The organism is Streptomyces sp. O3, from assembly GCF_054788135.1.
In genome coordinates, this window is record NZ_JBTVYK010000030.1 from 65856 (window position 1) to 83608 (window position 17753).

At 72.5% G+C, this 17753-nt stretch carries 16 protein-coding genes; 11 read left to right on the top strand and 5 right to left on the bottom strand.

The window, feature by feature from the left end; all coding sequences use genetic code 11:
- Nucleotides 1-150: 150 nt before the first annotated feature.
- Both ACX6XY_RS17095 and ACX6XY_RS17100 read right to left on the bottom strand, forming a co-directional pair.
- A complete protein-coding gene (locus ACX6XY_RS17095; protein WP_460331339.1) occupies nt 151-1113 on the bottom strand; it encodes an HhH-GPD family protein in 963 nt (320 codons plus the stop codon).
- A 125-nt stretch (nt 1114-1238) separates the two neighbouring features.
- Complete coding sequence (locus ACX6XY_RS17100; RefSeq protein ID WP_460331341.1) at nt 1239-2057, bottom strand: phosphatase PAP2 family protein; 819 nt, start codon at nt 2055-2057, stop codon at nt 1239-1241.
- 122 nt (nt 2058-2179) lie between these two features.
- Here ACX6XY_RS17100 and ACX6XY_RS17105 point away from each other — a divergent pair, with 122 nt between their 5' ends.
- The gene (locus tag ACX6XY_RS17105) at nt 2180-3046 is read left to right on the top strand and encodes a hypothetical protein (protein ID WP_460331344.1); all 867 of its coding nucleotides are present in this window, start codon (nt 2180-2182) and stop codon (nt 3044-3046) included.
- Between the two features lie 38 nt (nt 3047-3084).
- Here ACX6XY_RS17105 and disA read toward each other — a convergent pair whose 3' ends face one another.
- Both disA and radA read right to left on the bottom strand, forming a co-directional pair.
- A complete protein-coding gene (disA, locus tag ACX6XY_RS17110) occupies nt 3085-4143 on the bottom strand; it encodes a DNA integrity scanning diadenylate cyclase DisA (RefSeq protein ID WP_460331390.1) in 1059 nt (352 codons plus the stop codon).
- A gap of 216 nt (nt 4144-4359) precedes the next feature.
- Nucleotides 4360-5778: a DNA repair protein RadA gene (radA, locus tag ACX6XY_RS17115; RefSeq protein WP_460331347.1), complete on the bottom strand. Its 1419-nt coding sequence runs from the start codon at nt 5776-5778 to the stop codon at nt 4360-4362.
- Between the two features lie 172 nt (nt 5779-5950).
- Between radA and ACX6XY_RS17120 the strand changes: the two genes are divergently transcribed.
- Nucleotides 5951-7771, top strand: coding sequence for a BACON domain-containing protein (locus tag ACX6XY_RS17120; protein ID WP_460331350.1), 1821 nt, complete (start codon nt 5951-5953; stop codon nt 7769-7771).
- An 89-nt stretch (nt 7772-7860) separates the two neighbouring features.
- Here the strand turns inward: ACX6XY_RS17120 and ACX6XY_RS17125 are convergent, their stop codons facing one another.
- A complete protein-coding gene (locus ACX6XY_RS17125; protein ID WP_460331352.1) occupies nt 7861-8703 on the bottom strand; it encodes a hypothetical protein in 843 nt (280 codons plus the stop codon).
- A gap of 71 nt (nt 8704-8774) precedes the next feature.
- Between ACX6XY_RS17125 and ACX6XY_RS17130 the strand changes: the two genes are divergently transcribed.
- The 9 genes from ACX6XY_RS17130 (at nt 8775) to proC (ending at nt 17292) form a co-directional block, all read left to right on the top strand.
- Nucleotides 8775-9740 (top strand): Ppx/GppA family phosphatase, encoded by a 966-nt coding sequence (locus ACX6XY_RS17130; RefSeq protein ID WP_460331355.1) that lies wholly within the window; start codon nt 8775-8777, stop codon nt 9738-9740.
- A gap of 105 nt (nt 9741-9845) precedes the next feature.
- Nucleotides 9846-10739, top strand: coding sequence for a sugar phosphate isomerase/epimerase family protein (locus ACX6XY_RS17135; RefSeq protein WP_460331358.1), 894 nt, complete (start codon nt 9846-9848; stop codon nt 10737-10739).
- Nucleotides 10736-11347 (top strand): TetR/AcrR family transcriptional regulator, encoded by a 612-nt coding sequence (locus tag ACX6XY_RS17140; protein ID WP_460331361.1) that lies wholly within the window; start codon nt 10736-10738, stop codon nt 11345-11347. The genes ACX6XY_RS17135 and ACX6XY_RS17140 overlap by 4 nt, the downstream gene beginning before the upstream one ends.
- Before the next feature lie 105 nt (nt 11348-11452).
- The gene (gene ilvD / locus ACX6XY_RS17145) at nt 11453-13303 is read left to right on the top strand and encodes a dihydroxy-acid dehydratase (RefSeq protein WP_460331364.1); all 1851 of its coding nucleotides are present in this window, start codon (nt 11453-11455) and stop codon (nt 13301-13303) included.
- A 47-nt stretch (nt 13304-13350) separates the two neighbouring features.
- Nucleotides 13351-13893, top strand: a complete 543-nt coding sequence (locus ACX6XY_RS17150) for an EamA/RhaT family transporter (protein WP_460331366.1) — start codon at nt 13351-13353, stop codon at nt 13891-13893.
- Nucleotides 13894-13919: 26 nt separating this feature from the next.
- A complete protein-coding gene (locus tag ACX6XY_RS17155; protein ID WP_460331369.1) occupies nt 13920-14666 on the top strand; it encodes a class I SAM-dependent methyltransferase in 747 nt (248 codons plus the stop codon).
- A gap of 97 nt (nt 14667-14763) precedes the next feature.
- A complete protein-coding gene (locus ACX6XY_RS17160; protein WP_460331392.1) occupies nt 14764-15609 on the top strand; it encodes an ABC transporter ATP-binding protein in 846 nt (281 codons plus the stop codon).
- Nucleotides 15606-16376 carry an ABC transporter permease gene (locus ACX6XY_RS17165; RefSeq protein WP_460331372.1) on the top strand — a complete coding sequence of 257 codons (771 nt, stop codon included), beginning with the start codon at nt 15606-15608 and terminating at the stop codon, nt 16374-16376. Before ACX6XY_RS17160 ends, ACX6XY_RS17165 begins: the two co-directional genes overlap by 4 nt.
- 106 nt (nt 16377-16482) lie before the next feature.
- Nucleotides 16483-17292 carry a pyrroline-5-carboxylate reductase gene (gene proC / locus ACX6XY_RS17170; protein ID WP_460331374.1) on the top strand — a complete coding sequence of 270 codons (810 nt, stop codon included), beginning with the start codon at nt 16483-16485 and terminating at the stop codon, nt 17290-17292.
- Nucleotides 17293-17753 lie beyond the last annotated feature (461 nt).

The window sequence follows — 17753 nt, forward strand, 5'->3', positions numbered from 1 at the left end:
TCCACGAAGCTACGGATGAGGTGTAACGGCCCTTTGTGACGAGGCCTTCGGCAGGGGCACGGCTATCCCTCGGTTGTGTAACAAAGGTAGGCGGTGCCTAAAACCTACGAATCATTTATGCGGTCGCGCCCTTTATGGGTGATGTAGGGGCTAGGTCAGGGGCAGTCGGTAGGTTCCGCCGGGCAGCGGCTCCACCAGGCCGTCGGCGACCAGGCCGTCCAGCGCGCGGGCCCGCTGCACCGGCTCGTCCCACACCCGGTCGAGTACCGACCCCGGTACGGGCGTGGACGCCTCGCGCAGTACGGCGAGCAGTTTGCCGCGTACCTGCCGGTCGGTGCCCGCGTAGGTCTGCCCGCGGCGCGGCGGCCCCTCGTGCTCCGGTTTCCCGGCCAGCCGCCAGGCGCACCGCGAGGCGATCGGGCAGCGCGCGCAGTCCTCGCCCCGCGCCGTGCAGACGAGCGCGCCCAGTTCCATCGAGGCGGCCGCCCAGCGCGCGGCGGTGGCGTCGTCGTCCGGCAGCAGCGCCCTGGCCAGCTTCCGCTCGGCCGCGGTGGTCGCGTTCGGCGGGTAGCGCAGGCCATTGACGGCGCGGGCCAGGACCCGGCGCACATTGGTGTCGAGCACCGGGTGCCGCTGCGCGTACGCGAACGAGGCCACGGCCGCCGCGGTGTACTCGCCGATTCCGGGCAGCGCGAGCAGCTGCGCGTGCTGGGTGGGTACGTCGCCGCCGTGCCGTTCCGTTATCGCCAGGGCCGCGCCGTGCAGCCGCAGCGCCCGCCGGGGATAGCCGAGACGGCCCCAGGCGCGTACCGCCTCGCCGGGCGGCTCCTTGGCCAGGTCAGCGGGGCGCGGCCAGCGGGACAGCCACTCCTCGTACACCGGGAGCACCCGGCTGACCGGGGTCTGCTGGAGCATGAACTCGCTGACCAGCACGGCCCAGGGGCCCGCGTCGGGGCGGCGCCAGGGCAGGTCGCGGGCGTGCTGCGCGAACCACGCGATGACGGGCGTGTGCAGCGCGGTGGGCGCCTCGCCTATGACGTCGGCGGTGGCCGTGGCCGTGGCGGTGGCGTGGGGTTGGGGCTGGGGTCCGGGGGTGCGTGCGGTCGCAGTCATGGCAGGGCGATCCTCCCACGGGGCCGCCCGCGCGGGGCCCAAGGGCCTGGGCCCTGTCGGGCGGCGCGGTGCGTCGGGGTGCGTCGGGGTGAGTGCGGGGCGTGGGCGCGCGGCGGGCGCGGGGATCAGCGCCGGGGCGCGTGCTGGGGTGGGGCGGTGCGCGGGTCGGGCTGCGCGTACGGGGCGTGCGGCTGCTGGCGGATCTGGCGGATCTGGCGGATCTGGAGGGTCTGCTGAGCCTGGTGCGGCTGGTGCGGCTGGTGCGGCTGGTGCGGCTGGTGCGCCGCGTCCGCCCTGGGCGCGGGTACGGGCGCGGGCGTCGCCGCCGCCGCACCGGGTCCCGCGAACCACCGCACCGCGGCGCTGCCGGACCCCCGCATCGCCTCCGTCACCCGTGTCATGGGCCGCGTACTCAGCCGCACCACCAGGTAGACCACCAGCACGCCGAGCACCAGACCGGCCGCCACGTCATGCGGGTAGTGGACACCGAGGAACACCCGCGAGAAGGCGACCAGGACCCCGATCGGCAGCGTCAGCCAGCCGATGCCGCGCCAGGCGAGCGCCAGCGCCGTCGCGGCGGCGCACGCGATGGTGGCGTGGTTGCTCGGGAAGGACCAGTCTCCGGGCGGCGGGCACCGCACCAGCGCGCTCGCGGCGTCCGACACCGCCCGGCAGGGGCGCTCCTCGTCGAACCAAGACTTCAGCGCCTCACTGCACACATACGCGACCGCGGTGGCCAGCGGGGCCAGCACCGCGAGGGCCAGCGCGCGCGGATCCCCGCGCCGGGCCCGCCACCAGGCCACGACGAACAGCGCGACGAGGATCAGCAGACCGGCCTCGGTCCAGATCTCGACGAGGTGCTGCACCCACTCGGGGGTGTCATGCGCGAAGTTGAGGACGTCGCGATAGAGGCCTGAGGTGTCCACGGGCGTGTTGGGGTCCATGCGTACATGGTTAACGACAGCGTGGCGCGGTCGTTAACCGGGATGATGATCTGCGGGAACTTTGTGGTGTGCGGCGGCGGGTGGGGCGGGCGTCGGGCCGGATCTCTCGTAGAGTTTGGGCCGTGGGATCTCTGCGCAATCCGATCGGGCCGCTTCCCTCCTCCATCTACTGGCGACGGAGGGCCGTTCTGCTGTCCGCGGCCGTGGTGTTGCTGCTGCTGGTCGTATGGCTCGTCAGTTCGCTTGGCGGGGAGGGCCGTACGGGCGCGAGCGGCGCCAACGACAAGGGTGGCGGCCCCACCCCGTCGATCACCCCTGGGCCCTCGGGTTCCGGAACCCCGATCGACGAACGCCCCGGCGGCCGGGACGAGTCGAGCGATGCGCCAGGTGAGGGCGGCAACGGCAGCGGCGGTGACGACGGCGACGGCGACGGCGACGGTTCGGGCTCCGACGGCGGCTCGGGCGGCGACGGCTCGGGTTCCGGCGGGGACGACGCCAAGGGCAGCGGCGGCGCGAGCGCGGGCGGGAGCTCGGGCAGCGGTGCGGGCGGCAGTGCGGGTGAGCGGGTGCCCGCGGGGTCCACGCTGGCCAACTGCACGGCCAGCGGCGTCAAGTTGACGCTGCGCAGCGCCGAGAAGGAGTACCGGCCCGGCGAGAAGCCCGAGCTCGAACTCATCGTGGAGTCCACGTCCGGCGAGGACTGCAAGATCGATCTCGGCCCGAAGCGGGTGGTGCTGACGATCACGCCGGTCGAGGCGGACGACCCGCTGTGGGCGTCGGACGACTGCCCGAGCGGCGCTGGCAGCCTGCTGCTGCGGGTGCCGGGCGAGCAGCGGATCACCCACACCGTGAAGTGGGACCGCGCGGCGAGCGCGCCCGAGTGCGCGACGCCGCGGCCGGGCTCCGCGAAGCCCGGCCGCTACCTGGCCGAAGCCAAGGCGCCGGGCTTCCCGAAGGCCTTCGCGTCCTTCGAACTGGTCGAGTCCTGAAAGATGTCCTCAATCGCCGGACAGGCTCAGAATGAGCCCTAGACGTAGCGTTCGAGGATCGACGACTCCGCCAGCCGCGACAGGCCCTCGCGCACCGACCGGGCGCGCGCCTCGCCGACGCCGTCCACCGTCTGGAGATCGTCCACGCTCGCCGCGAGCAGCTTCTGCAGGCCGCCGAAGTGCTCGACCAGCCGGTCGATGATCGCGCCGGGCAGCCGCGGCACCTTCGCCAGCAGCCGGTAGCCACGCGGCGACACCGCGGAGTCCAGCGCCTCGGGCGACCCGGTGTAGCCCAGCGCACGGGCCACGATGGGCAGTTCGAGCAGCTCGGTGTGGGAGAGCGCGTTCAGCTCGGCGAGCGCCTCGGGGACCGTACGCGACCGCTTCGCGCTCGGCTCCGGAACGTAGTCGCGTACGACCAGCTCGCGCTCGGGCTCGACGCCCGCGATCAGCTCGTCCAGCTGGAGCGCGAGCAGCCGCCCGTCGGTGCCCAGTTCCACCACGTACTCGGCGATCTCGGTGGCGATCCGGCGGACCATCTCCAGACGCTGCGCCACCGCCGTGACGTCCCGGACCGTGACCAGGTCCTCGATCTCCAGCGCGGAGAGCGTGCCCGCCACCTCGTCGAGGCGCAGCTTGTACCGCTCCAGCGTGGCCAGCGCCTGGTTGGCGCGGGAGAGGATCGCGGCCGAGTCCTCCAGCACCCGGCGCTGGCCGTCGACGTAGAGCGCGATCAGCCGCATGGACTGGGACACCGAGACGACCGGGAAGCCCACCTGCTTGCTCACCCGGTCCGCGGTGCGGTGCCGGGTGCCGGTCTCCTCGGTGGGGATCGTCGGGTCGGGGACCAGCTGGACCCCGGCCCGCAGGATCTTGGTGATGTCCTTGTCGACGATGATGCCGCCGTCCAGCTTGCAGAGCTCGCGCAGCCGGGTCGCGGTGAACTCGACGTCCAGGACGAAGCCGCCGGTGCACATCGACTCGACGGTCTTGTCCCAGCCCAGGACGATGAGCCCGCCGGTGTTCCCGCGCAGGATGCGCTCCAGGCCGTCCCGCAGGCCCGTACCGGGCGCGACCGCGCTCAGCGAGGCACGCATCAGCCGGTCGGTACTGGAGCTCGCGCCCGGTTTGCCGCTCGCGCTCGCCCCTGGCTTTCCGCCGGAGCTCGCGCCCGGTTTGCCGCCGGAGCTCCCGCCTGGCTTGCCGGGAGCTGCCGCCCGGTCGTTGGCTGCCACTGCACTCCTCAGGTCGCGACTTGGCTCGGGCCCTGGCGCCCTGGAACGTCATACGGATGGGCGAGACCGGGGCAAAGTCTACCGGCGGTCATCGGCCTCCCGCGGGGCCTCGGCCCGACGTCTCCTGGGCAGCGCTCGCAGCGCCTCTCCCATATCTGCTACTTCGATCACTTTCATCCCTGTGGGGATCCTCCCCGGATCGCTGGGAACGAGGGCGTGGGTGAAGCCGAGCCGGTGCGCCTCGGCGAGCCGCCGCTGGACCCCGGTGACCCGTCTCACCTCGCCCGCGAGACCGACTTCGCCGATCGCGACGAGATTCTTGGGCAGCGGGGTGTCACTGGCCGCGGAGGCCAGCGCGAGGGCGACCGCGAGGTCGGCGGCGGGCTCGGAGAGCTTCACCCCGCCGACCGTGGCGCTGTAGATGTCGCGCTTGCCGAGCGCGCTGATCCGGCCGCGCTGCTCCAGGACGGCCAGCATCATCGAGACCCGTGAGGTCTCGAGGCCCGAGGTCGTACGCCGGGGCGAGGGGATCTGCGAGTCCACCGTGAGCGCCTGCACCTCGGCGACCAGGGGGCGGCGGCCCTCCAGGGTGACCGTGAGACAGGTGCCGGGAACGGGCTCGGCGCGGCGGGTGAGGAAGAGCCCGGAGGGGTCGGCGAGGCCGGTGATGCCCTCGTCGTGCAGCTCGAAGCAGCCGACCTCGTCGGTGGTTCCGTAGCGGTTCTTGACGCCGCGGACCAGCCGCAGCCGGGCGTGCCGGTCGCCCTCGAACTGCAGCACGACGTCCACCAGGTGCTCCAGCAGCCGCGGGCCCGCGATCGCGCCGTCCTTGGTGACATGGCCGACCAGGAGCGTGGACATGCCGCGCTCCTTGGAGGCGCGGATCAGCGCGCCCGCGACCTCGCGGACCTGTGCCATCCCGCCGGGCGCGCCGTCGATCTCGGGGGACGCCACGGTCTGGACGGAGTCCAGGACGAGCAGGGACGGCTTGACCTGGTCCAGATGCCCGAGCACCGCGGCCAGGTCGGTCTCGGCGGCCAGATAGAGGTGGTCGTCGATGGCGCCGATGCGGTCGGCGCGCAGTCTGACCTGGCTCGCGGACTCCTCGCCCGTGACATAGAGCGTGCGGTGCTCGTCGCTGGCCGCCTTGGCCGCGACGTCCAGCAGAAGCGTGGACTTGCCGACGCCCGGCTCGCCCGCGAGCAGCACGACGGCGCCGGGGACCAGACCGCCGCCCAGCACGCGGTCGAGTTCGTCGACGCCGGTGGAGCGCGCGGTGGCCTGGCGGCCGTCGACCTGCCCGATGGGCAGCGCGGAGCTGCTGACCCGGCCGGGCGCGGTGGTGCGGACGGCGGGCGCGCCGTACTCCTCGACCGTGCCCCACGCCTGGCACTCGGGGCAGCGGCCGAGCCATTTGGCCGTCTGCCAGCCGCACTCGGTGCAGCGGAAGGACGGTCGTTGCTTCCCGGCGTTGCCGGATTTCGTACGGGCAGCCATGCGGAAACCGTAACCGGCCGCACTGACAGCACGGCCCCTGGCGGACTCCGCCGGGCCGCCAGTCGCGGAAGGAACGATTCCTGTCCCCTTTTGAGGGATCTGTTCACCCGTAAGGATTAAACGTTTTGAAGGGGCCGGACCCGTCCCTTACCAGCCGCATACGGTCGCACGGGTGACGACCAGCAGCCCGGAGCACCCCGCACCCGCCACCGGCGCACACCGGGCGCACAGTCGTGCGCCCCATGCCGCCCCGCAGGCGCCCCCTGCCCACTACGAGCCCTATCTGGACGGCCTGTTCACCTATTGCCTGTCCGTGCTCTGTGATCACGACGCGGCGACCGGGGCGCTCGGCGAGGTCCTGGCGCTCGCCGAGCGGCGTCTGTCGCGTGCCCCGGAGAGCGAAGGCGAGCGCAGGGCCTGGTTCTACGCGCTGGCCCGGTGGGTGTGTCTGCGGGAGCTGGCCGCCGCGAGGAGCCGACGGCAGGGGGCGCACGGGGCTCAGGGCGCACGAGGGGCGCGAGGGGCGCATGGGCCGGGGGCGGCGGCCGCCGCCCCGCAGCCCGACCCGCGGTCGGTCCCGGAATCCGATCCGGAATCCGCCCCGGAATCCGCCCCGGAAGATGTCGAGCGCCGCAGGGGTGAACTGGCCCTGCTGGCCTGGCCGGAGGCCGCCGGTACCACGCCCGAGCAGCGTGAGGCCCTGGAGTTGGCGGTACGCCACCAGCTCGCGCCCGGCGAGGTCGCCGCCGTACTCGGCCTCGAACCCCCGGCCGCGCGGGAGCTGCTGGCCACAGCGGCCTGCGAGGTGGAGCGGACCCGCGCCGCGCTCGCGGTCGTCGAGACCGGCGCCTGTCCGTTCGCCGCCCGGTTCACGGGCGACCATCAGGTGCTGCTCGGCACGGCCCTGCGCCTCGAACTCGTACGGCATGTGGACGACTGCCCGCGCTGCCGCCGCACCGCCGAGCGCGCGGAGGCCGCGGCCTGGCCCGGTACCGCGGTCACGCCGAGGGAACTCCCGGTGCTCGCGGCGCCGCGGGACGCCGTCCGCGCCGCGATGGCGCGCGCGCCGCGTGGACGCGCACGCGCGCGTGGCGCGGCGCCGCGCTTCGATCGGCGCGGATTTCCGATGGACCCCAAAGACCACGCCGCCCGGCGCGACCGGCTACGCGCGCGTGCCGTGACGACCACCGTCGTGGCGACGGTGGTGGCGGCGCCGGTTCTCGCCGTGTGGGCGGCGTACCGGGGGGCGCCGCTCACCGGAGAGGGACACGAGACAGGCGGGATCTCCGCGCATGAGGGGGACCGGCCCGACGGGATCAGCGGCGAGCGGCGGCGGGACGCGTACGAGAACGCCGGTAGCGCCCGCGCCGAGCCCGGCTCGGGCCGCCCGACGGGGGGCCGCTCGCCGGACGTCTCGGTCGAGGTGGTCAGCCCGGACGCGCCGCCGTCGCGGGCCGCCGGGACGGGGCCTGGACGACTCACCGTCGACGCGCGGCCGCACGGCGCGACGACGGTGATCACCCTCACGGCGTCGGGCGGCTCGCCGGTCTCCTGGTCGGCGCGGACCAGCGCGTCCTGGCTTCGGCTGAGCCGGTCGGCCGGGTCGCTGCGGCCGGGGGATTCCGTCACGGTCCAGGTGTACGTCGACGAGGGGCGGCAGCCTGACGGGCGGTGGCGGGCGCGGGTTCTGGTGGGGCCGGGGGGCTCGGTGATCGTGATCGACGGTCACGGTCGTCCGTCCGGTCCGTCGCCCACGGACCCGGACCCGGACCCGTCGCCCGCTCCGGTGACCCCGGCGCCGTCTGATCCCGACCCGACGCCGTCGGATCCGCCGCCGTCCGACCCCGACCCGACGCCGACACCCACTCCGACGCCGACGCCGACCCCGTCCGAGCCTGACCCCGACCCGGAGCCGGACCCCGACCCGGACCCCGACCCGTCGCCGACCGACTCCGCACCGGGCGATGAGCCGCCCTCGGACCCGTCGGACTGAACCTTCGGCGGGCGGGCGGGGGCGGGCAAGCCCTCAGACCCCAGTCGCCTGGAGACTCGTCCTCAATCGCCGGACGGGCTGAATTCAAGTCAGCGCGGCGGATCCGCCGGATGCGGGGCCAGGAGCGGGAGCCGCGACGCCAGGCGGGCCTCGCACAGCTCGACCAGCCGGTCGTACGCCGCCTTGCCCATCAGCTCCGTCAGCTCCGGCCGGTACGAGACGTACACCGGGTCGCCCGCGCCGTGCGCGGACGTCGCCGAGGTGCACCACCAGTGCAGGTCGTGCCCGCCCGGCCCCCACCCCCGCCGGTCGTACTCGCCGATCGACACCTGGAGCACCCGAGTGTCGTCGGGCCGGTCGATCCACTCGTAGGTGCGCCGCACCGGCAGCTGCCAGCAGACGTCCGGCTTGGTCTCCAGCGGCTCCCGGCCCTCCCGCAACGCCAGAATGTGCAGTGAGCAGCCCGCGCCGCCCGCGAAGCCGGGGCGGTTCTGGAAGATGCAGGAGCCGTTGTAGCGGCGGGTCTGGCGGTCGCCGTCCTCGTCCTCCTGGGTCCAGCCGCTCGCGGCGCCGACCGCGTGGTGCTGCCAGATGTCGGGGGTGAGCCTCGCCACGTGGCCCGCCACCCGCTGCTCGTCCTCCTCGTCCGAGAAGTGCGCGCCGAGCGTGCAGCAGCCGTCGTCCGCGCGGCCCGCCTGGATGCCCTGGCAGCCACTGCCGAAGACGCAGTGCCAGCGGGACGTCAGCCAGGTCAGGTCGCAGCGGAAGATCTGCTCGTCGTCGGCCGGGTCGGGGAACTCGACCCAGGCCCGTGCGAAGTCCAGGCCCTGCTCGTCTTCCTGCCCGTCCCCCTGCTGGTCCTCCCGCTCGTCGCGCCCCTTCTTCGATCCCGTGGAGGATTTGTCGGTCTTCGCCTTTTTCGTCTTGGCCACCTAGCAAGGGTATGCGGGCCACGGGGGTCGTGTGGACCGACGGCCGCTGAACGCGCAGTAGCGTTTTCCCTATGAGACTCGGTGTCCTCGACGTGGGATCGAACACGGTGCATCTGCTGGTGGTGGACGCACACCCCGGCGCACGCCCGCTCCCCGCGCACTCGCACAAGGCGGAGCTGCGGCTCGCGCAACTTCTCGACGCCGGCGGCGCCATCGGCCCCGAGGGCGTCGACCTGCTGATCGTCACCATCCAGGACGCCCTCCAGGCCGCCGAGGACAAGGGCTGTGAGGACGTCCTGCCCTTCGCGACGTCGGCGGTACGCGAGGCGGTCAACGCCGACGTCGTACTCCAGCGCGTCCGGGACGAGACCGGCGTCGACCTCCAGGTGCTCAGCGGCGAGGAAGAGGCCAAGCTCACCTTCCTCGCCGCCCGCCGCTGGTTCGGCTGGTCGGCCGGGCGGCTGCTGGTGCTGGACATCGGCGGCGGCTCCCTGGAGGTCGCGTACGGCATCGACGAGGAGCCGGACGCCGCGGTGTCCCTGCCGCTCGGCGCGGGACGGCTGACCGCCGCCTGGCTGCCGGGCGACCCGCCCGACCCGCAGGACGTCAAGGCGCTGCGCCGCCATGTACGCGCGCAGATCGCCCGCACGGTCGGGGAGTTCAGCCGCTTCGGCAGCCCGAACCACGTGGTGGCGACCTCGAAGACGTTCAAGCAGCTCGCCCGGCTCGCGGGCGCCGCGCGCTCGGCCGACGGGCTCTACGTACAGCGCGAGCTCAAGCGCAGGTCCCTGGAGGACTGGGTGCCGCGGCTGGCCGCGATGACCGAGCGCGAGCGCGGTGAGCTGCCGGGCGTATCCGAGGGCCGGGCGGGACAGCTGCTCGCCGGTGCGCTGGTCGCCGAGGGCGCGATGGACCTGTTCGGCGTCGAGACGCTGGAGATCTGCCCCTGGGCCCTGCGCGAGGGCGTCATCCTGCGCCGCCTGGACCACCTGCCGGAAGACCAGGAAGAACGGGAAGACCAGGTGGCGTCGCTCTGACGCCGCGGCGCAGCTCTGACGCCGGGGCGTCGCTCTGGTGCGGGGCGTCGCTCCGACGCCGGGGTGCCGCTCGGCCGCCGCGCCCAGGCCCGTACGCTGTCCCTCGTGGCAGAACCAGTGGTGCGCGTCCCGGCCGCGAAGGTCGCCCTGTCGACGGCCTCGGTCTACCCGGAGTCAACGGCGACGGCCTTCGAGATCGCCGCACGCCTGGGCTACGACGGCGTCGAGGTCATGGTCTGGACGGACCCCGTCAGCCAGGACGTCGAGGCCCTGCGCCGACTCTCCGACTACCACGGCGTTCCCGTGCTCGCCGTGCACGCGCCCTGCCTGCTGATCACCCAGCGGGTCTGGTCGACCGACCCCTGGGTGAAGCTCCAGCGGGCCAGGGCGGCGGCCGAGAAGCTGGGCGCGTCCACCGTCGTGGTCCACCCGCCGTTCCGCTGGCAGCGTCAGTACGCGCGCGACTTCGTCAGCGGCCTGTGGCGCATGGCGGAGGAGACCGACGTGCGTTTCGCGGTCGAGAACATGTACCCGTGGCGCTACCGCGACCGCGAGATGCTCGCGTACGCCCCCGAGTGGGACGTGACCAAGGACGACTACCGGCACTTCACCGTCGACCTCTCGCACACCGCCACCGCCCGCACCGAGGCCCTGGAGATGGTCGACCGCATGGGCGACCGGCTCGCCCACGTGCACCTCGCGGACGGCAACGGCTCCGCCAAGGACGAGCACCTGGTGCCCGGACGCGGCGCCCAGCCCTGCGCCGAACTCCTGGAACGCCTCGCCCGCACCGGCTTCGACGGCCATGTGGTGGTCGAGGTCAACACCCGGCGCGCGATGTCCAGCGCCGAACGCGAGACCGACCTGGCGGAGGCCCTGGCCTTCACCCGGCGGCACCTGGCGTCCGCCGCCTCACCGGCCGCCCCCGCCCCCGCCCCCGCAACCCCCACCACTCCCGCCACCCCCACCACCCTCCGCGCGTCCACGGAGCCGTCATGAGCGCCGCGGCCCCCCGCCGCCGGGGCCGTCCACCCCGTACGGAGTCCGCGGACACGCCCGCGACCCGCGACCGCATCCTGACCGCGGCCCGCGAGGAGTTCGCCGAGCGCGGCTACGACAAGACCTCGGTACGCGGCATCGCCAAGGCCGCGGGCGTGGACCCGGCCCTGGTCCATCACTACTTCGGCACCAAGGACGAGATCTTCGCGGCGGCCATCGAGGTGTCCTTCGAGCCGACGCTGGTGGTCACGGACGTACTGGCGGAAGGCCCCGAGGGGGTCGGCGAGCGGCTGGCCCGCTTCTTCCTGTCCGTCTGGGAGAACCCCGCGACCCGTAAGCCCCTGCTCGCGGTGATCCGCTCGGCGGTGACCCACGAGGCGGCCGCGAAGGTGCTGCGCGCGTTCGTGCTGCGCCGGGTGCTGGAGCGGGTCGCGGCGGACCTGGACGTACCGAACCCGAAGTTCCGCGCGGAGCTGGCGGCCTCGCACATGGTGGGCATCGCGGTGCTGCGGTACGTGCTCCAGGTGGAGCCGCTCGCGTCCGCGGACCCGGAGGAGATCATCGCGATGGTCGCGCCGACTCTCCAGCGCTACCTGACCGAGAAGTGACCGCCCAGCGAGCCAGCTGTCCCGCATTCCGGACATGCCGTCCGGATCTTGGATGGACGGCGTAGGCTCGGCAGCAGCCTTACCCGCCTGAAGGAGCGAGCGACGATGCCCGAGCTGAGGTCCCGCACAGTCACCCACGGCCGCAACATGGCGGGCGCCCGCGCCCTTATGCGGGCGTCGGGCGTAGCCAGCGAGGACATCGGCAAGCCGATCGTCGCGGTCGCCAACTCCTTCACCGAGTTCGTCCCCGGCCACACCCACCTGGCGCCGGTCGGCCGGATCGTCAGCGAGGCGATCCAGGCCGCGGGCGCCGTCCCGCGCGAGTTCAACACCATCGCGGTCGACGACGGCATCGCGATGGGCCACGGCGGCATGCTGTACTCGCTGCCGTCCCGCGACCTGATCGCGGACTCGGTCGAGTACATGGTCGAGGCGCACTGCGCGGACGCCCTGATCTGCATCTCCAACTGCGACAAGATCACCCCCGGCATGCTGATGGCCGCCCTGCGCCTCAACATCCCCACGGTCTTCGTCTCCGGCGGTCCCATGGAGGCGGGCCAGGCCACCCTCGTGGACGGCACGGTCCGCAAGCTGGACCTGGTCAACGCGATCGTCGACGCCGTGGACGACAAGGTCTCGGACGCGGACATCCTCCGTATCGAGGAGAACGCCTGCCCGACCTGCGGCTCCTGCTCGGGCATGTTCACGGCCAACTCGATGAACTGCCTCACCGAGGCGATCGGCCTGTCCCTGCCCGGCAACGGCTCGGTGCTCGCCACGCACACCGCCCGCAGGGCCCTGTACGAGAACGCGGGCCGCACGGTCGTCGAGCTGGCCGAGCGCCACTACGAGCAGGGCGACGAGACGGTCCTGCCGCGCGCCATCGCCACCCGCGAAGCCTTCGAGAACGCGATGGCCCTGGACATCGCCATGGGCGGCTCGACCAACACGATCCTGCACCTGCTGGCCGCCGCCCAGGAGGCCGAGGCCGACTACGGCCTGGCCGACATGGACGAGATCTCCCGGCGGGTCCCCTGCCTGGCCAAGGTCGCCCCGAACGTGGCGCCCGGCGGCACGTACTACATGGAGGACGTGCACCGCGCGGGCGGCATCCCCGCGATCCTCGGCGAGCTCTACCGCGGCGGCCTGCTGAACGAGGGCGTGCACAGCGTGCACGCCGACTCGCTCGCCGAGTGGCTCAAGACCTGGGACGTACGCGGCGGCTCCCCGTCCGCCGAGGCCGTCGAGCTGTGGCACGCGGCCCCCGGCTGCGTCCGCTCCGCGACCGCCTTCTCGCAGTCCGAGCGCTGGGAGTCCCTGGACACCGACGCCGAGGGCGGCTGCATCCGCTCGGTCGAGCACGCGTACTCCAAGGACGGCGGCCTCGCCGTGTTGAAGGGCAATCTGGCGGTCGACGGCTGCGTCGTGAAGACCGCGGGCGTCGACGAGTCGATCTGGACCTTCGAGGGCCCGGCCGTGGTCTGCGACTCGCAGGAAGAGGCCGTCGACAAGATCCTCAACAAGGGGGTCAAGGAAGGCGACGTCGTCGTCATCCGCTACGAGGGCCCCAAGGGCGGTCCGGGCATGCAGGAGATGCTCTACCCGACGTCCTTCCTCAAGGGCCGCGGCCTGGGCAAGGCCTGCGCGCTGGTCACCGACGGCCGTTTCTCCGGCGGTACGTCCGGCCTGTCCATCGGTCACGCGTCGCCGGAGGCCGCGTCGGGCGGCGCGATCGCGCTGGTGCGGGACGGCGACCGGATCCGTATCGACATCCCGAACCGCTCCATCGAGCTGCTCGTCTCCGACGAGGAGCTGGCCGCCCGCCGCACCGCCCTGGACGGCGTCTACGCGCCCAAGTCCCGCGAGCGCAAGGTCTCACAGGCTCTGAAGGCGTACGCGGCCATGGCCACCAGCGCCGACAAGGGCGCGGTACGAGACGTCACCAAGCTGGGCTGACCTGTACCGGGGGCACCGGGTGCCGGGCACCGGGGATAATCGACGGCGTGAGCGACGAACCCGACACCAGCCGCACCCCCAGCGCCTCCGGCGTCCCCGGTGCCCCCGGCTCGTCCGGTGGCCCCGAGCCCGAGGAGATCCGGTTCTTCGGCACGACCTGGGTCGACCACGACGGCCGTTACGCGCTGCGCCGCGTCGGCGTCGCCGTCGGCGCACTGGCCCTCGCGGCGATCGGCTGCCTGGCCCTGCGGTTCGGCTATGAGGGGCTGCAGATCGCGCAGATCGGCAGCTTCGTCGGCGTGTTGGTCGTGGTGATGTTCGCGGTGTGCAGCGCGATCGCGTTCCGCCGCACCTGGGAGTCGTACGGCAAGCGCCTCGACCCGCAGACCCAGCAGTCGCTGCGCAGCATGATGGCGATCGGCTTCGTCGGCGCACTTCTCGCCTATTTCTTCCGCTCGCTGGTCGAGGCGCCCGGCGAGAAGCTCCGCCGCGCCGAGTACGAGACAGCCCGCGACCAGTACGAACGCCGCCAGGCCCGCCGCGCGGGCAACCCGCAGGCTCGAACAAAGAAGCCAAAGCGCAAGAAATGAACTAATCAGGCCGGCACGATGGGTGCATGACTGATTACGCATTGTCTTTTGACGCGGTCGCCCCCCAGTACGCCACTGCCCGTCCCGGCTATCCCCCCGCACTCCTGGACGCGATCGAGGAACTGACCGCACGTCCTCTGCGCGGCGCGCGCGTCCTGGACGTGGGCGCGGGCACCGGCATCGCGACCCGCCTGCTCGCCGAACGCGGAGCCAGCGTCATCGCGGTCGAGCCCGGCCCCGAGATGGGCGCCCAGCTCCGCGAGGTCCTGCCCGACGTCCCGCTCGTACGCGCGGTGGGTGACGCCCTGCCGTTCGCCGACCGCAGCGCCGATCTGATCACCTACGCCCAGGCCTGGCACTGGACCGACCCGGAGCGCTCCGTTCCGGAGGCCCTGCGGGTCCTGGCGCCGGGCGGCGCGCTCGCCCTGTGGTGGAACCAGCCCGACCCCGATGTCGACTGGGCCGCCGAGCAGGAGGCCCGGCTCAGGCGCAGGCTGCCCGGCTATCACACGAACGAGCTGAGCGTCCGGGTGGCGGAGATCATCACCCGGCTCGCCCCCGGCCAGCCGGTGTCCCGGCGGCTGCGCTGGACCCGCCGCGTCCCCGTCGACGTCCACCTGGCGCACCTCGGCAGCAGGTCCTACTTCGCGGCGCTCGGACCCGAGCGGGCGGCGCCGGTGCTGGCGGACGAGCGCGAGCGTGTACTGCGCGCGTTCCCCGACGGCGTGGTCGACGAGCCGTACGTCCTGGACCTCACCGTCACGCACCGCTGACCGCCGACCGCTGACCGCCGACCGCTTCCCGCGGTGGGCGGCGCACCGGCCGCCCGGCTTGACGCGAGGCGACGCCCGACGCATTATTCATCACATGATGAATTTTGCGGACGGGGTGCCGAACCGTGTGCCGGACAGCACGCCGGACAGGTCGGCTGGCACCCGGCCCGTCGTCGCCATCCGCGCCGCGGGCCTCACCGTCGTCCGCGGCCCGCGCGAAGTGCTCCGCGGCCTCGACTTCACCGTGCCGAGAGGGCAGATCACCGGCCTCCTCGGCCCGTCCGGCTGCGGAAAGTCGACCCTGATGCGGGCGATCATGGGCACCCAGGCCAAGGTCACCGGCACCCTGGAGGTGCTCGGCCACCCCGCGGGCGACGCCCGGCTGCGCTCCCGCATCGGCTACGTCACGCAGGCGCCGTCCGTCTACGACGACCTGACCGTCCGCCAGAACCTCGACTACTTCGCGGCGATCCTCGACCCCGGCCGCGCGGCCGCCGCCCGTCGCCGCGAGCACGTCACCCGCGCGATCGCCGACGTCGACCTCGCCTCACACGCCGACGCGCTCGCCGGGAACCTCTCCGGCGGCCAGCGCAGCCGCGCGTCCCTCGCGGTCGCCCTGCTCGGCAGCCCCGAACTGCTGGTACTCGACGAACCGACCGTCGGCCTCGACCCCGTACTCCGCCGCGACCTGTGGAACCTCTTCACCGACATCGCCAGCGGCGGCACCACCCTCCTCGTCTCGTCCCACGTCATGGACGAGGCCGAGCGCTGCCACCGCCTGCTCCTGCTGCGCGAGGGCGAACTCCTCGCGGACGACACCCCGGACGCCCTGCGCCACCGCATGGACACCGAAACCGTCGAGGGTGCCTTCCTCCACTTGGTCGACGAGGCGGCCGCCCGCAAAGCGGCCCAGGCGGACGCCAGCAAGGAGCCCACACAATGAACACCGCGAACACCGCGAACACCGCCGTACTCTCCGCTCCCCGGACCCTCGCCACCGCCGCACGCGTCCTGCGCCAGCTGCTCCACGACCCGCGCTCCATCGCGCTGATGCTCCTGGTCCCCAGCGTGATGCTGCTCCTGCTCCGGTACGTCTTCGACGGCAGCCCAGGCGTCTTCAACAACATCGGCGCCTCCCTGCTCGGCATCTTCCCGCTGATCACGATGTTCCTGCTGACCTCGATCGCCACCCTGCGCGAACGCCGATCGGGCACCCTGGAACGCCTGCTCGCCATGCCCCTGGGCAAGGCCGACCTGATCGTCGGCTACGCCCTCGCGTTCGGGGCCCTGGCCGTCGTCCAGTCGCTCCTCGCCACCGGCCTCGCCCTCTGGGCACTCGGCCTCGACGTGATCGGCAGCCCCTGGCTGCTCCTCCTGGTCGCGCTGCTCGACGCGATCCTCGGCACCGCGCTCGGCCTCTTCGTCTCGGCCTTCGCGTCGTCCGAGTTCCAGGCGGTCCAGTTCATGCCCGCCGTGATCTTCCCCCAGCTCGTCCTCTGCGGCCTGTTCACCGCCCGCGAGAACATGCAGCCGATCCTGGAGAAGATCTCCAACGTCCTGCCCATGTCCTACGCGGTCGACGGCATGAACGAAGTCCTGCGCCACCCGGACATCACCGCCGACTTCGTCCGCGACATCGTGATCGTCGCCCTCTGCGCCCTCCTGGTACTCGCTCTGGGCGCGGCCACCCTCCGCCGCCGCACCCCCTGAGCGCGTACCCGTACATACCGCGCATCGGACACGCCGTCCCCAGCCACACTCCCGGTGCGAGGATGGCCCCGGACGCGACACCAGCACCCCGGAGGGCGAACCCGACATGACCCAGAAAGTCGCCGTGCTCGGCACCGGCAAGATCGGCGAGGCCCTGCTCAGCGGAATGATCCGGGCCGGCTGGGCCCCCAGTGACCTGCTGGTCACCGCCCGCCGCCAGGAGCGCGCCGATGAGCTCCGCACCCGCTACGGCGTCACCTCCGTCAGCAACGTGGAGGCCGCGAAGACCGCCGACACCCTCATCCTCACAGTCAAGCCGCAGGACATGGGCACCCTGATGGACGAGCTCGCCCCGCACGTCCCCGCCGACCGCCTGGTCATCAGCGGCGCGGCAGGCATCCCCACCTCGTACTTCGAGGAACGGCTGGCCCCGAACACCCCCGTCGTGCGCGTCATGACGAACACCCCGGCCCTGGTCGACGAGGCCATGTCCGTCATCTCGGCGGGAAGCCACGCCACCGCCGAGCACCTCGCCCACGCCGAGGAGATCTTCGGCGGCGTGGGCAAGACCCTCCGCGTCCCCGAGGCCCAGCAGGACGCCTGCACCGCGCTCTCCGGCTCGGGCCCGGCGTACTTCTACTTCCTGGTCGAGGCCATGACCGACGCGGGCATCCTCCTCGGCCTGCCCCGCGACAAGGCCCACGACCTGATCGTCCAGGCCGCGATCGGCGCGGCCGTGATGCTCCGCGACAGCGGCGAACACCCGGTCAAGCTCCGCGAGAACGTCACCTCACCCGCCGGCACGACCATCAACGCCATCCGCGAGCTGGAGAACCACGGCGTACGAGCCGCCCTCATCGCCGCTCTGGAAGCGGCCCGCGACCGCAGCAGAGAACTGGCCTCCGGCAACGGCTGACCGACCGCGCGAGTGCCCCCGCCGCGCCAAGTTGACACCCCCATGGCCGCTCCGTAGTGTTCTCCGAGTTGTCCGACGTGAGCGCCGACTCCTGGTCGGTCCCCGGACAGCCATCCCGCAAGATCTATGAGAACCACCCATGCTCAACCGTGGGCTTGTTTTCGTGCGCCTTTGCGGAATGAGGAATCCGCGTTCGAAAGGGCGGGACTCGATTAGGTTCGAGGCCGGGATTCCGCTAAAGTCTCACTCGTCGGAACGGCCCAACGGCCGTGAGGACAAGCCCTTCTGACTGGGAGTCAGGCCCGAAAGGATCTGATAGAGTCGGAGCCGCCGGAAAGGGAAACGCGAGAGCGGGAACCGGGAAGGCACCGAGGAAATCGGACACGAAAGAGTCTGATAGAGTCGGAAACGCAAGAACGAAACACCGAAGGGAAGCGCCCGGAGGAAAGCCCAGGGAACTG